The sequence below is a fragment of the Savagea faecisuis genome (genome assembly GCF_042675605.1).
Taxonomy (GTDB): domain Bacteria; phylum Bacillota; class Bacilli; order Bacillales_A; family Planococcaceae; genus Savagea; species Savagea faecisuis.
Genome location: NZ_JBHTJF010000045.1, coordinates 1 through 13,532 on the forward strand (window position 1 = coordinate 1; position 13,532 = coordinate 13,532).

General features: G+C 32.7%; 13 protein-coding genes. 5 read left to right on the top strand and 8 right to left on the bottom strand.

All coding sequences use genetic code 11. The features are described 5' to 3' along the window. The 3 genes from ACFQ0V_RS13080 to ACFQ0V_RS13090 all read right to left on the bottom strand — a co-directional run. The coding region (locus ACFQ0V_RS13080) for a GTP-binding protein (RefSeq protein ID WP_381014405.1) at window positions 1–736 on the bottom strand (736 nt) is incomplete at its 3' end. A gap of 39 nt (window positions 737–775) precedes the next feature. Further along, window positions 776–1,021 carry a hypothetical protein gene (locus ACFQ0V_RS13085; protein ID WP_381014407.1) on the bottom strand — a complete coding sequence of 82 codons (246 nt, stop codon included), beginning with the start codon at window positions 1,019–1,021 and terminating at the stop codon, window positions 776–778. A 103-nt stretch (window positions 1,022–1,124) separates the two neighbouring features. Beyond that, window positions 1,125–1,385 carry a hypothetical protein gene (locus ACFQ0V_RS13090; protein WP_381014409.1) on the bottom strand — a complete coding sequence of 87 codons (261 nt, stop codon included), beginning with the start codon at window positions 1,383–1,385 and terminating at the stop codon, window positions 1,125–1,127. Between the two features lie 84 nt (window positions 1,386–1,469). Here ACFQ0V_RS13090 and ACFQ0V_RS13095 point away from each other — a divergent pair, with 84 nt between their 5' ends. Next, window positions 1,470–1,781: a hypothetical protein gene (locus tag ACFQ0V_RS13095; protein WP_381014410.1), complete on the top strand. Its 312-nt coding sequence runs from the start codon at window positions 1,470–1,472 to the stop codon at window positions 1,779–1,781. Beyond that, the gene (locus ACFQ0V_RS13100; protein WP_381014412.1) at window positions 1,762–1,935 is read left to right on the top strand and encodes a hypothetical protein; all 174 of its coding nucleotides are present in this window, start codon (window positions 1,762–1,764) and stop codon (window positions 1,933–1,935) included. Before ACFQ0V_RS13095 ends, ACFQ0V_RS13100 begins: the two co-directional genes overlap by 20 nt. A gap of 161 nt (window positions 1,936–2,096) precedes the next feature. Here the strand turns inward: ACFQ0V_RS13100 and ACFQ0V_RS13105 are convergent, their stop codons facing one another. The 3 genes from ACFQ0V_RS13105 to ACFQ0V_RS13115 all read right to left on the bottom strand — a co-directional run bounded on the left by ACFQ0V_RS13105 (window position 2,097) and on the right by ACFQ0V_RS13115 (window position 5,723). Then, the gene (locus ACFQ0V_RS13105; RefSeq protein WP_381014414.1) at window positions 2,097–3,218 is read right to left on the bottom strand and encodes a hypothetical protein; all 1,122 of its coding nucleotides are present in this window, start codon (window positions 3,216–3,218) and stop codon (window positions 2,097–2,099) included. Between the two features lie 473 nt (window positions 3,219–3,691). Further along, entirely contained in the window at window positions 3,692–4,045 is a 354-nt protein-coding gene (locus ACFQ0V_RS13110; RefSeq protein WP_381014415.1) for a hypothetical protein, read from the bottom strand. Between the two features lie 163 nt (window positions 4,046–4,208). Continuing rightward, entirely contained in the window at window positions 4,209–5,723 is a 1,515-nt protein-coding gene (locus ACFQ0V_RS13115) for a primase C-terminal domain-containing protein (protein ID WP_381014417.1), read from the bottom strand. Window positions 5,724–6,226: 503 nt separating this feature from the next. On the opposite strand from ACFQ0V_RS13115, the gene ACFQ0V_RS13120 reads away from it, so the two are divergent. From ACFQ0V_RS13120 to ACFQ0V_RS13130, 3 genes are all read left to right on the top strand, one after another. Beyond that, a complete protein-coding gene (locus ACFQ0V_RS13120) occupies window positions 6,227–7,036 on the top strand; it encodes an AAA family ATPase (RefSeq protein ID WP_381014419.1) in 810 nt (269 codons plus the stop codon). Continuing rightward, window positions 7,029–7,433 carry a hypothetical protein gene (locus ACFQ0V_RS13125; RefSeq protein WP_381014421.1) on the top strand — a complete coding sequence of 135 codons (405 nt, stop codon included), beginning with the start codon at window positions 7,029–7,031 and terminating at the stop codon, window positions 7,431–7,433. The genes ACFQ0V_RS13120 and ACFQ0V_RS13125 overlap by 8 nt, the downstream gene beginning before the upstream one ends. A 311-nt stretch (window positions 7,434–7,744) precedes the next feature. Beyond that, window positions 7,745–9,430 (top strand): methyl-accepting chemotaxis protein, encoded by a 1,686-nt coding sequence (locus ACFQ0V_RS13130; RefSeq protein ID WP_381014423.1) that lies wholly within the window; start codon window positions 7,745–7,747, stop codon window positions 9,428–9,430. Window positions 9,431–10,158: 728 nt separating this feature from the next. Here the strand turns inward: ACFQ0V_RS13130 and ACFQ0V_RS13135 are convergent. Beyond that, window positions 10,159–10,713 (bottom strand): tyrosine-type recombinase/integrase, encoded by a 555-nt coding sequence (locus tag ACFQ0V_RS13135; protein ID WP_194563807.1) that lies wholly within the window; start codon window positions 10,711–10,713, stop codon window positions 10,159–10,161. 1,531 nt (window positions 10,714–12,244) lie between these two features. After that, the coding region (locus ACFQ0V_RS13140; RefSeq protein WP_381014425.1) for an EF-Tu/IF-2/RF-3 family GTPase at window positions 12,245–13,532 on the bottom strand (1,288 nt) is incomplete at its 5' end.

Here is a 13,532-nt window from a genome sequence, read left to right on the forward strand (position 1 = left end):
GAAGATAGTTTGTAATAGCAAATAGCAACTCATCAATCCCAATATCTTTTAAAGCAGAACCATGCAAAACAGGATAAAGATTGCAACTATTTACCTCATCCAGAAATACATTATCATACTCTTTTTCTGTAATGACATCGCCATTTATATATTTTTCTGCTAGATAATCATTTATATCCAGTAACTTCTCTATTATTTGACTTTGAATTACTTTATCATCCCTTACATTTGTCAATTCAAAATCACCTTTATCTTTTATTTTAACTGATTGCATTATTGCAAGATTAGAAGTTAATTTCTCCTGTATTTGAGTGTATATTTCATCCAAATATACTCCCTTTCGATCTATTTTATTCACAAATATAAGGGTTGGAATATTTAATTTCACTAAGGTATTAAAAATCACTTTCGTTTGAACTTGTATTCCCTCTTTTGCTGAAATTACTAAAACAGCTCCATCTAATACTCTCAGTGTTCGTTCAACTTCAGCTATAAAATCCATATGCCCAGGGGTATCTATGATATTTAGCTTTGTATCATTGTAATTAAATGAAACTGTAGATGCTCGTATAGTTATCCCCCTATCTCTTTCAAGTTCCATCGAGTCCGTTATCGTTGTACCATTATCGACTCTTCCAATCTTATTAATTGCCCCACCTTTGTATAATAAACCTTCTGTAACAGTTGTTTTTCCTGCATCAACATGGGCTAATATTCCTATATTAATAATTTTCATTCGTAACTCTCCTTTATTTGTATTTTTTTCATATCTAAATTATCCTGTAACTACTTGTATAAAAATAGGGTTTATTCTATAATCTTTACCTTTATAATAAATATGAACATAATCTAGTCCATAAACACTATGCTCTAAATCTTTATCTCTATTTATAGGTGACCATACTTCAGCATTCTCTTCCCACCAAATTGAAGGTGATTTCAAATTACCACCCATTTTACATTCAGGATCATCGTTTAAACAAACCCATTCACCAACTAAACAAGCATATATCTTTTTCATTATAATTCCTCCATCTCAATATTACTAAGTAATGTATCATAATGTGAAATAAATACATATTTTTAAAAATGTTAATTTATTTCTTAAAATATCCATATTCAAATTAAGAAGCATTATAAAATTTCCAAAGAGGATCCTCCTTGTTCAAATGCAAATAATAGCCTGAAACTACATCATTAATCATAAATCGATAAACTTTACCTGGTTCAACTAAAGGTTCTAATAAGTTAACTACCTCTGGATTCATCGTATAAATCCGAAAGCCAATCACAACATCTCTTGCTACAGTACCTTCTAAAATCATATCTGTTTGTAGACCATAATTGACTCCAAGTCGCTGCAATTCCTTTAAAATACTTTCCATTCTAATCACCTCATTATTTGAAATCGCTTATGCCTTGCTTTTTGCCTTGCATTTATTTATACTTAACAAAAGGAGTTGTTACATATGAAAACCGTTGATCAATACGTCGAACAAGTAAAACAGTATTTCTCTAGAAACGCTATTATGACTGATTATGTAGAAGGTTTAACAGACGATTTCATCATCGAAATGATTCTAGATGTTTTAATCGAAAATCAATCATCTGATCCTTATTTACATCAAGTTGGCAATCGTATTGTACAAATGTATGAATTCCAAGTCTACCAAGCGAATATTAGTAATCCTTTTATTGCAACCGATGTAGTTAACGCCATTATAACTTCTGATAAAATTACAGCGATAGGAGCTCTAAACAATGAAAATTCAACCTCCTAAAAAACCACAGCGGAAAATTAATATGACTGTCCGGATCGATCCAGTTGATTTGGATAAATTAGATCAAATTTTAAAAGAAGAAAACATTACACGCAGCCATTTTATCCAATCTGTGATTGCTCAATATATTAATCAAAACTCTAAAGAAGAGTAATTTAATTCTAATTACTTAAAGGTGAATTTCAAGTGTTGAAATTCACCTTTTTCTATTGTTTTTTATTTAAAAACCCTTATATATCAACTATTCAGAGCATTTTTCTAGGCTCTGAATATCCTTCTTGAAATAGCACTTAGAAACCTTCTTAAAATAGATATTTAGTATTTCAAATCCAAATAACGCATGGCCAAATCAAAACGATTTTGTCCATGGCCTAATTCATCATGAACTCGATCCATCGCTGCTTTCGTTTCTTCATAGAGTTCTTTTTCTGCAGTCGAAAATCCTGTATCTGCTCGTTTCCCCTCGAATAAATTATCTAGAATACGATTCATCACATCTAAGTGATTGGGTGAATGATTGATTTCATCTTGAAATCTCGTTCTCGCAAATAAATGGCGAAAACCATGCATCGCCATGATCGGTCTTGCAATATCATATTCTTGCTTCACCGCAGCGACCATTTTCGCCAATTGTAAACTTTCAAGTGGAATGACTCGCTCACGCTCGTCTAATCTCCCTAGTAAATCATCTAATCGTGAAGTATGCTCTGCATCAATTCGAATTTCTCTATAACGATTACCTTTCGTCACATAACTCGGATCATCTCGTGCAATACGAATTTTATAGTGATCTTCATGTCGCTCAAAATGTCTTCGTTCGATTCTACATACTTCTTCCGCTCGTAAACCCGACACCATCGACAAATATGCAGCCGATGCTGCTGTGTCTTGCCCTTTTTCTTCGAGTCTTTGAATAATTTCTTTTGCTTCCTCTGCTTGGTAAGCACGTGGTTTACGTTCAATTTCTTGATGAGATGATAAACTCGTATATCGACGTTGATCCGCCATTAACGGCGGAAGTTCTCCGAACTTCTCATCGCGTTCCATTGCTTTCGACAAATGAATCAAAGCAGTTTCGACATTTTGCAAAGAGCCTTTCGTCAATCCTTGCTGCTCTTTTGCATCTAAATACGCTTCAGCATGTTCCTGACGAAACTGATTTAATCGGTTGATCCCAAACTCTTCTTTAACAAATTGAGCGAATCTTCCGACTTCTCCCATCGTCTTTTTATAAGTGGCTTTACTATGAATGCCAAAATGGTCTGGATTTTTACTCTTCATTTCTTTCTTAGAAAAACCAATTCTACTCGATTGACGAATTAAATTTTTAGCTGTGTATTTTGCATTATCATTCCCAAACTTCTCGATCTGCTCTTTCTTATATTGTTTTTGACGAGCCAATTTTCTCTTGGCCGATCGTGATAATTTCTTTTTCATCCCCTCACTCTCCATAATAATTTAAAAAATCTAAGTTCAAAACATGAAAACCTTAAAGGATTATGCCGCTTGTTACCAATCGGCATAACCCTCTCACTCATCAGACGCTATTTTATATGTATACGCATATTTTTCTTGAAACAAATTGCATGAAGCGAATTGAGTCCATCAACAATCTATCGCTTACCCCCATTGCAGCTTCTCTACAATGTACAATTTTTTGTTCGTGTCTCTACACGAGGTTTTCGCATCTTGTTGGTTGGAATCAATTTGTTTTGTTGAATCTACTTACTTCTAATCCTACTGCATTACTTCTTCTCAATTCACTTTGCTTTTAAAAACACTATTACAATCTAATTACAGCACTTTTCACAATATAAGTATAAAACATCATCTTTTCCGAAATCTCTTTTCTACATTGAATCTAAGAGGCCTTACTAATACTCCTTCCTATTTTTATATCTTCATATAGACTATTCAATTATACTTTCATCAAATATATTTTTAGATCCTCGCATAGTATCTCTCTCCAATAAAACTAATTTCTTTAACATCTTTTTCAACTCTTGAAATTGTTTCTTTTGTTCTTGATCCAATTGGAAATTCAAATCACCAGTTAAATCGATACCTTCTTTATCATATAAATCACTCAAAACCATGAATGTATAATCGACAATACTCCTTATAAAAAAAACATCCTCTGACGATTCCACATAATCTAACCACTTTAAAAAATATCTTCCTGCTGCTAATGAACTTGTCTGTTGGCTCATTCCCTCAACATATCTATAATAGTTTTCATAAAGCTCATTTTTAACAATATTCAACAATAACCCCTCCATTTTTATTTATCGCTTTATTGTATTCACGTGAAAAAATATATATTCCTAAAAAAAGAGATATATACTCAAAACAGTACTTAGGCCACGCAAATAAAAAAGGAGAGTAGAAATATGTAAGGCAGAGTGGAGCGTTTATTTTCAATGAAGATCATCCTGGTTTTGTGTTTTTTTGTATAAAAACATCTAGTAATTTTAAGGCATAACTAAATAAACGTTTAAGTGCTGGTGTTTTTTTTCTAACAGTGACTTCTTCTAAGTAACTATCCAGCTGTTTTTTAAACGCTTCAGATGATGTTTTATTTTGTTGTATAAGATGTTGCATCATAATTTCGACCGTTGTCCAACGAGTCTTTGCAGATCTTCCTTTCCCTATTACAAAGCGAAGCAGCTTTGATGATTCTTTTAATAACTTATTTAACGTACTTTGTGGTATTCCAATTACTTCACACATCTGTTTCTGTGTCAGATGTAGGAATGGATTTTCTTGATTTATCCGCTTTTTAATGTAGGAGACAATATCTTCTTCCCATTCGTGTAAATGACTACGTACTCGATCAGCACGCTCTTTTTTATGTTTATACCATCCTAACGCTCCCACAGTAACCGGTATAGATTTACTCTTTGGTACATGTATCTCTAGCAGCTCTTTAATATATTCAGATTTTGGCCCTTGATACTTTCCAGAATAGGCAGAGTTAACAATCGATTGAACTTCTCCATGTGGAATTGAAACATTTAAAGACGAATTATATACATCCAATAAATCATAGGTTTCTCTTTCTGATAACCCGTCACTATAACAAGCTAAAGCTAAAGTGAACATGACATTATTTCGACCAATCTTACCTTTAGCACCTCGAACACTTTTCGTATGTAGTAGAGCTTGAAACCATTGTGAATCGGTTAATTTATTTTGATTATGACTTACATGTACCGTAAATAAAGATCTATTCAAATTGTCGTCCTGACGTTGTGACCAAGCAATGAGTTCAGCAACTGAATAAATATATTCTGGTTGATAAAACACAATATTCTTTTGATTAGGCATACGGAAAAAGCCAAAATCATTACAGAGTAAGTCTGCGTCGACTGATCGTAAACTACGCTTAATATTGTTTGAAATTCTCTTGGCCACTTTCAAACTACGATATTCATTTTTATTAGATATGTATATTGGTGACTTTAGTGCAAAGTAGACTTGATAACCTCGATCAGACTCTAAAATCATCGTTGGTATTCCAATTGATTCATCTAAACAAGACATAAGAATTTCATTCACACTATGTCTTTTAGTATCTATATCTACTACAAAAACATTTACTTGTTGAAGATTTTTTTCTTCAAAACCATGTACATAACGACGGTTTGAGTCGGTATACTGATATTTCCGATATACATTAGGAGTAAAGTGAGTCACGTGATCTGCAGCATCGATGAGAGCTTCATGAGATGTAGCTATGTATCCTTTCACTCCAGAAGAAGTAAAATCCTCTTTAGATCGAACAACAAATACGCCACCTTTTTTATCACGTGTTTCATGCTTCTTAGCTTGATTACGTTTATAAAAAGTAGCGTTAGAGTTTTTAGTTCGATATGTAGTAAGCCCATTATGCATTATTAACTTCAGAACTTCCTTAAGTTTAATTTCTTTTAATATCGTCACTGTGTCCACCCCTTTTTAATGAGCGAACATCAATGTGAAAGGTAACCTGCCTATAAAAAACTGACCTAATCTATTGAAATAAATTAATGATTAAGTATAATGAAACATGTATATATTTTTTGTGTTCTATACAAGTTAGCTCCAACTAACTTTGAACATGTAATCTTTGCAGGTTACCAGCCAACAAAGATATTCGAGAAACCACTCTTTCATAAAGAGTGGTTTCTTACTTTATATTTTAGTAGACCACATTTTAAAACAAATGTAAACCCTATAGCCATGCGTTTTTCGGAGTTTTTCAAAAATTACTACTTTTGTTAGGTAGTAATTTTTATTAATTACCACCTAACAAAAGTAGTAATTTCGATTCCTCCCGCTTGAAGCCTATCTTACAAAATTATATAAAACTTTTAATTGTTTTTTTTACTACTTAACAAAAGTAGTAATTATTGTTATTGTTAATATTATTAAGAAATTTATTCGGAAAAGAGAGGTCATTTATAATGGGAATCACTGTTGTCGTTGGTAATTTTAAAGGTGGTGTAGGAAAAACAAAAGTCGCTGTGATGTCTAGCTGGGAACTTGCTTTCAAATATAAAAAGAAAATTCTCCTTGTAGATTTAGATCCACAAGGTAATGCTAGTACATTAATCGCCCGATCCTTAGGTCTTGAAGAGTTAAACAAAAGTATTTTCGATGGTTTTCAAAAAGGTGATCTTAGGGATTCAATTGTGAAAGACAATGAATTTTTGCATTTCATTCCTGCACAAGTCTCTTTTAAAAATCTTCCTAAGTTTCTATATACAAACTTTGATAATGAATATGAACAAATTACATATTTAAAAAAATTATTGCAGCCTATCAAAAGCGAATATGATTATATTTTTATAGATGTTCCACCTACTCTTAGTGACTACTCTGATAACGCCATGATGGCTTCTGACTACGTACTTATTATTTTACAAGCCCAAGAGTTGTCGCTAGAAGGTGCAGAAACTTATGTAAAATACCTACAATTCATGGTTGATACTTACGATGCTGATTTGCAGGTAGTTGGTGTTCTCCCTGTACTCTTACGTCCTGGAGGAAGAGTAGACATTTCTATTTTAGAACATGCTAAAAATGTATTTGGAAAACCTAATGTTTTTAATACTGTAGTCAAACATTTAGAACGTCTCAAATCCTGGGACGTTACTGGTATTAAAAACAATGATCATCATGATCGTAATGCACATAATTTATTTATAGACGTTGTTGATGAACTGCTTATTAAATTACAATCATTCGAAAAGGATGGTAAATACAATGAATAAACCTCAAAACAAAGGCTTGATTAAAAAAAGCACTAAAAATAAGATTTTAAAACCTTCTACACCTATCAAAAAAATTCAAAATGAGGACTTCAGTTACTCGTTGCATCAAAGAACCCCCCTTCTTCAAAAAAAGGAGAGTTCAAAAAAGCAACAAGAACGACTGTCTAATCAAAAAACTTTTGTAAGAGCAGCTCTTACAAAGAACAATGGTAAAAGTATTAAAATTACTCAAGAAGTTTTAGAGGAAATTCAATTATTAGGATCGTTTATCAATGAAAGTGTCATTTATAAAATAATCGGTGAGTTGCTTGATAGTTATATTAAAAATGAACTTTCTGATAGACAGCAAAGACAATTTGAATTCATGTTGAACAAGAAATTCAATTCTTCTTCTTAAACTAGTTAAGCTAACATCGCAAACTTTTCAATTGTAAGATTAGATAATAAATCACTTATATCATCTCCAGAAGATTGTTTTATAAGTTGATATATATCATTATAATCAATCTCTCTAATATCAAGTTTATTTACTATATTGATGAATAGTGAGAGAGTAATAAGGTATAGTATTATTACCTACATAAAACAATGGGAATTAAACAATCCCAAATTCCTATTGAAGTATAAAAAGTGGAAAGTTTTCAGGGTTTTATATTGAAATTTTTAGAAGTATCTTTATTAAAAAGAGAAATGGAGTTGTTATGAAAAATGCTTAAGTTCAAAAGCATACGAGCAAAGATGATGTTTGGATTTTCTGTTGTAGTTGTTTTAATTGTTTTATTAGGTGCTTATATTTTTAATACGTTACATAGCTCTAATAAATTGACGGAAGAAATTTTGGAAAGAGAATTACCACTTTTAATTGCAGATGAACAGTTGGCTATAGATATGGGGAATAGAATGGCGACATCTCGAGGATTTATCTTAACTGGAGAAAGTAGTTATAAAGATTTGTTTAATCAATATACAGAAAACAGTGAAATACATCAGGAATCTATTATAAAAATAGGGATCGGTCAAGAGATGAAAGATTTAATTGAAAAGACTGCTGAATGGCGTGAATTTATTGTTGAGGAAGTATTTACTGAATATGAGAACGGGAATAAAGAAGTAGCTTTAAATAATCTTATGGAATCGAACGCCACTGCACGTGAATTGATGTTGGCTTATGGTGAGGCAGCTACAAATCGTGAAAACCAAATTATTAGTATGCAAGAAAATATCTTATCAAGTGGGAAAACGACATTACTCATTGTAAGTAGCGTAATTATTCTAGTCGTTCTTCTAAGTTTATTTGTCGCCTTTATAACCGCGAATTCAATTTCAAGGCCACTTCGTGTCGTTATGAATCGAATGGAGCTAATTGCTGGAGGAGATTTAAGCAGTAAACCTTTAGAAACGAATTTGAGAGATGAAATTGGTCAATTAATTACATCGACAAATGAAATGAGCTTTAGTACTCATAGTTTATTAGATGAAATTAATGGTGTTGCAGAAACTGTTTCTACTCAAAGTGAAGAGTTAACACAATCCGCAAATGAAGTAAAAGCAGGTACAGCTCAAATTGCAATGACTATGGAGGATATAGCAACAGGTACAGAATCCCAAGCGAATAATGCAAGTAGCATGTCATCTGCAATGGAATCTTTTGTCGTAAAAGTGATGGATGCCAATGAAAATGGAACATACATACAACAATCCTCAAATTCAGTTCTCGAGATGACAAACCAAGGAAGCGAATTAATGGCATCTTCTACAAAACAAATGGCTGTCATTGATCAAATTGTTCATGATGCAGTTGTTAAAGTAGAGGGGTTGGACAAGCACACTCAACAAATTTCAGAACTTGTTTCGGTCATTCAAGACATCGCCGGTCAAACAAATTTATTGGCACTCAATGCGGCGATTGAAGCAGCACGAGCTGGAGAACAAGGTAAGGGATTTGCTGTCGTTGCAGATGAAGTAAGAAAACTTGCAGAGCAATCATCCGCTTCAGTCCTAAACATTACAGATATCGTAGACCGAATTCAAAGTGAATCCAGTTTAGTGAGAGACTCATTGCAAGATGGTTATAAAGAAGTTGAAGAAGGAACAAGCCAAATTGAAATAACAGGCGAAACATTTGGTAAAATAAGTTTAGCCGTTACGGAAATGGTCAATCGAATTCGTATCATCTCTGACAACTTGACAGATATTGCAGCAAACAGTCAAGAAATGAGTGCTTCTATAGAAGAAATAGCGGCAATCACAGAACAATCAGCAGCTGGAGTTGAAGAAACTTCTGCTTCATCCGAGCAAGCGAGCAGTGCAATGGAAGAAGTAGCCAACAGCTCAAAGGATTTAGCAACTTTAGCTGAAGAATTGAATGGGCTTGTGCAGCAGTTTAAACTGTAAAATTTATTAAATAGTGCATCGGTATAAGTGTACTCAAAAAAACTTCTGAATCTAACACAATACAAATATGTCAGATTCGAAAAACAGCCTAAACTCTTATAGATCAAGGGTTTAGGCTGTTTTATATCGTGCATTTTTCTTGTTGTCCATTTGAATCTAACTTAATATGCATTATAATTAGATTAAGTTAGATTAGCATTTATACACTGAAGTATATGAAGAAGTGTACGGAAATCATGAAATTCGTTGAACTGATTCGGAATCTTCACAAGATTTATAAAGAGCCGTCACGCCAATCCTTATTTAGTTGCCATCCATTAAGGTTATTTAATTTTAAATCCTTGTATTATCATTGAACATACATGGAATAGATCCATGAAAATAGACGATACCCTTGCGGTTTTAAGCAATAGCTCCTAGAAATTACATGGATTCTACATTGAAACTTTCTTGTGAGTTCAATGTAGAATCATCATAATGAATTGGTTCTTCATTTCAAAAACATACTCTTCTGCTTCTTTTATGGTCATATCACTCCAGAAGGCTTCTCAATCGCTTTCTCCAGCAGTTTTTATCATATGACCTGCCAATACACCTATTTTCTTTTCAGTGGCTTTAATACGCCGCCCTCGTCCTTCTACTTTGTTCTATCCTCTATTCAATAGACCGACTAAAAGTTGCCGTTTCACTCTTTTTTCTTAACAGATCGGATGGCTACCCCCTTACTTTTATAACTTGAAATACTTCAAGCTCATTGCCATTTCTTCTTCTTCGATTCCAATATATCGTTTCGTCACATTCTGTGAAGCATGATTAAAGATCACCATCAACGTCGCAATATCTTTCGTCTGCTGATAGTAATGATATCCAAACGTTTTCCGCAAGGAATTTGTCCCAACATCTTCTCTCCCAAGTAAATCAGCTGCCTTCTGAAAGACTCGATAGGCCTGTGTCGTTGAAATCGGCTGTCCTGTCCGTTGTGAAGCGAATAAATACGCTTCTTCCTCTTTTCCTTCCGTATACGTCGCAATTTCCGGCATGATCATATGTAAAAAGACCGTTCGTTTCTTGCCTGTTTTCTTTTCTCGAATGGTGACCGATGTTTTCCCTCGCACATCGCCTACCTTCAATGGCAACAGATCACTAATGCGAAGCCCTGTATTGATGCCCATATCAAACATCAACAAATCTCTTTCTGCCGTACGGCTCATTTGTAAGGCTTGGCGAAATTGCTGAATTTCTTCGGCCGATCGTAACGGCTGCACATTTTCTCTCGGTTTCATCAAAAAACGCTCCTTTTCCATGTAAAGTTTCCTTTTATTTTAACAGAAACCGTACATGTTTTTCGGCAACAAAAAAAGAACCGCTCGGTTGAGCGATTCTTCATGTACGGTTGTATTCAAAACCGTACATCATTGTGATCGAAGTAAAAATGATCATAGTCTCAATAACATTGTAAAGTTGACTGGGATTCCTCAAAACAACATTGATTATGAAATGATATACTCTCAATTAAGAAGCATTTTAAAACAATGCCAAAATCTTTGTTAATTTCATTTCCTTGACTGTAGATGATTTTCCATTATAAAAATCATATTTGTTAAAAACAAAAACAGGTTCTTTTTTAAACAACAATATGTATCGAGTTTCATCATTAACTTCCAGTAAAAATTCTTTAATTAGATCACAAAGATTCTTTTTCATATATTTGTCACATCCTTTTTTTTATTAACTTATGATAAGTAAAAGTTCGCTTTTTTATTCAAACTATCTCATTTTGCCTATTTTTTTAAGGTAATAGTGTTGAAGCCTTGATACTAGCGGTTTTCAAGCAATAAACAACTTTTCTTTTTTGGTGACCACTATCCTATATGCCTAATTAGAGTTTTTTATTCAACAAAATTTAAATTTTTTAAAAAGGTTTTTTGTTAGTGTTAAAAGTCGGTTTTTTGATAAATAATCAGATATTTCATCTTAGTTTTTGTTTCGGTTTGGTCTTTATGGTTTTGTTTTTGTGCTAGTTTTTTGCTTTATAAAACAATCCATCGAATGATTAGTTAGTGTTTTTACATTGGTTTTTAAATGTGTTTACATTGAATATTCAATATATGTGTAATGACTTTTTAAATATACATATTGTAATGTCATTGAGTTTTACATTGAATGAACCCTTTTAACATTGGTTTTTATCATAAGATACATTGAATTTATATTATGCTTTAGTTTTATTGCATGAGTTTTATATTATCTTTTTTATGTCTTTTCAATTAATTAAGATTGATTTTTTAATATAAAAAAAACAAAAAAAGAAGGTGTATGACACAGCACAAGCGAAATGTTTGTGTTTGGCGATATCGATACCGATAACGAGTGTATTTTCAGAAACTTGATTAATTTTTTCATTCGTATTAGAATATCATAAGATAGAGTCCTCTCGTAGATGTATTGAGTCAATGACCGTTGACACTCATGCATCATACTAGAGGGCTTTTTTGTTTTCAAGTCCCTGAAAATGTTTCTAACAGGAATGCTCCTCTTTAAATATTTTTGTTAAATGATTTAATGAGTAGTTTACACGATTTGGTTTAAGCCAATCATCTAAAAACATAATAAGCTCTTCCTAAGATCTTAAAGCATCCTCTGCTATAGCATATATATAAAACCTTATTTAGTATCCATAGTTATATACTACCACCATTTCTTGTTTTACGTATTGATGTTTATCCCATGGTTCATTTTTTTGTACATATGGTGAAAACCTTTATAGATATAGGTTTTATCCATATTTAACTGATAATTGCACTTAAGCTCCTTTCAAATTTCACTTTGTTTCTGAAATAAATATCTCAGTCCTTCTTTGCTACTATCATTATCATTATTTCTAATATCATTAGTTATAGACTCACCATTATATATATCATAACCATAAGGCTCAGTAATAAAAATACCTTTCCCATTTGAGTAGGAAAGCAATTCTGCTTGATATGACTTCGATGCATCAACAGGTATTATGCCGGTTAGAGTCGTCTCTTCTCTCTTAGCCCTTATATCTGCAATAGAAGCTCTCATCTTCCTAAGATCACTCATAAGTCTTCCACAAAAATCATTTGGAATTTGAACTGTATATTTTAAATAAGGTTCTAATATTTCAGTTCCTGATTTTCGAAGAGCTTCCCAAAATACATATGGTGTTAAATTCCTAAAATCAGAAGGTGTACTTACTGGACTATAGTATAATCCATAGACAAAAGTTATTTTTAAATCTGTAACTTCCCATCCATAAAGCCCTTCTTTACAAGCCTTCTCTACAGCATCTTTTACTGCATTTTGAAATGAATTATTTAAATATCCATAGGACACCTCTGTCTTATATAATAATCCTGACCCTATTGGTAGTGGTTCTATTGACAGTCCAATAGATGCCCAATAAGGATTTGGTGGAACCTCTATATGGATTACTGCTTTAGAGTTTCTCTTAGGTCGTTCTTTATATATTGTTTTCAATTCACCAAATTCAGTATCTATTTTATATCTGTTTTTAAGTAGTGATTTGATTACTTCCATCTGAATATTTCCAAATAGCTTCAATATGATTTCTCCAGTATCTCCGTTAATTTCACAATCGAGAAATGGGTCTTCTTCAGTTAATTCAAATAGTGCTTCTATCAGTTTGCTTCTTTTGCTTAAATCACAAGGTTTAATTGATGCTCTCAATGCCGGTTGGGCTATCTTTATATCTAAAATCCCGTCATATTTCTTACCAATATAATCACCTATCTTCAGAGAATTAGCATTAGAAATAATAGCAATATCCCCACTATTAACCTGATCTACCTTCACAATTTCACCATTCATAATTGATTCCAGACTTTTTATCTTGAAAGTTTCTTCTGTGCCATTTATATAAACATCTTGACGTGTCCTTATATTCCCACTGAATACTCTTAGGAAAGTAATCTTACGGGATTCTTCATCCCTATCTATCTTATAAACATACGCAGATAGGTTATCTGTAATATTATCATTATTTACAGGAAGATAGTTTGTAATAGCAAATAGCAACTCATCAATCCCAATATCTTTTAAAGCAGAACCATGCAAA

Bases quoted from the DNA above. Each gene is read 5' to 3' on its own strand.
- ACFQ0V_RS13135 (WP_194563807.1), bottom strand. From the start codon at position 10,713: ATGAAACCGAGAGAAAATGTGCAGCCGTTACGATCGGCCGAAGAAATT.
- ACFQ0V_RS13105 (WP_381014414.1), bottom strand. From the start codon at position 3,218: ATGAAAAAGAAATTATCACGATCGGCCAAGAGAAAATTGGCTCGTCAA.
- ACFQ0V_RS13120 (WP_381014419.1), top strand. From the start codon at position 6,227: ATGGGAATCACTGTTGTCGTTGGTAATTTTAAAGGTGGTGTAGGAAAA.
- ACFQ0V_RS13090 (WP_381014409.1), bottom strand. From the start codon at position 1,385: ATGGAAAGTATTTTAAAGGAATTGCAGCGACTTGGAGTCAATTATGGT.
- ACFQ0V_RS13130 (WP_381014423.1), top strand. From the start codon at position 7,745: ATGCTTAAGTTCAAAAGCATACGAGCAAAGATGATGTTTGGATTTTCT.
- ACFQ0V_RS13125 (WP_381014421.1), top strand. From the start codon at position 7,029: ATGAATAAACCTCAAAACAAAGGCTTGATTAAAAAAAGCACTAAAAAT.
- ACFQ0V_RS13095 (WP_381014410.1), top strand. From the start codon at position 1,470: ATGAAAACCGTTGATCAATACGTCGAACAAGTAAAACAGTATTTCTCT.
- ACFQ0V_RS13100 (WP_381014412.1), top strand. From the start codon at position 1,762: ATGAAAATTCAACCTCCTAAAAAACCACAGCGGAAAATTAATATGACT.
- ACFQ0V_RS13085 (WP_381014407.1), bottom strand. From the start codon at position 1,021: ATGAAAAAGATATATGCTTGTTTAGTTGGTGAATGGGTTTGTTTAAAC.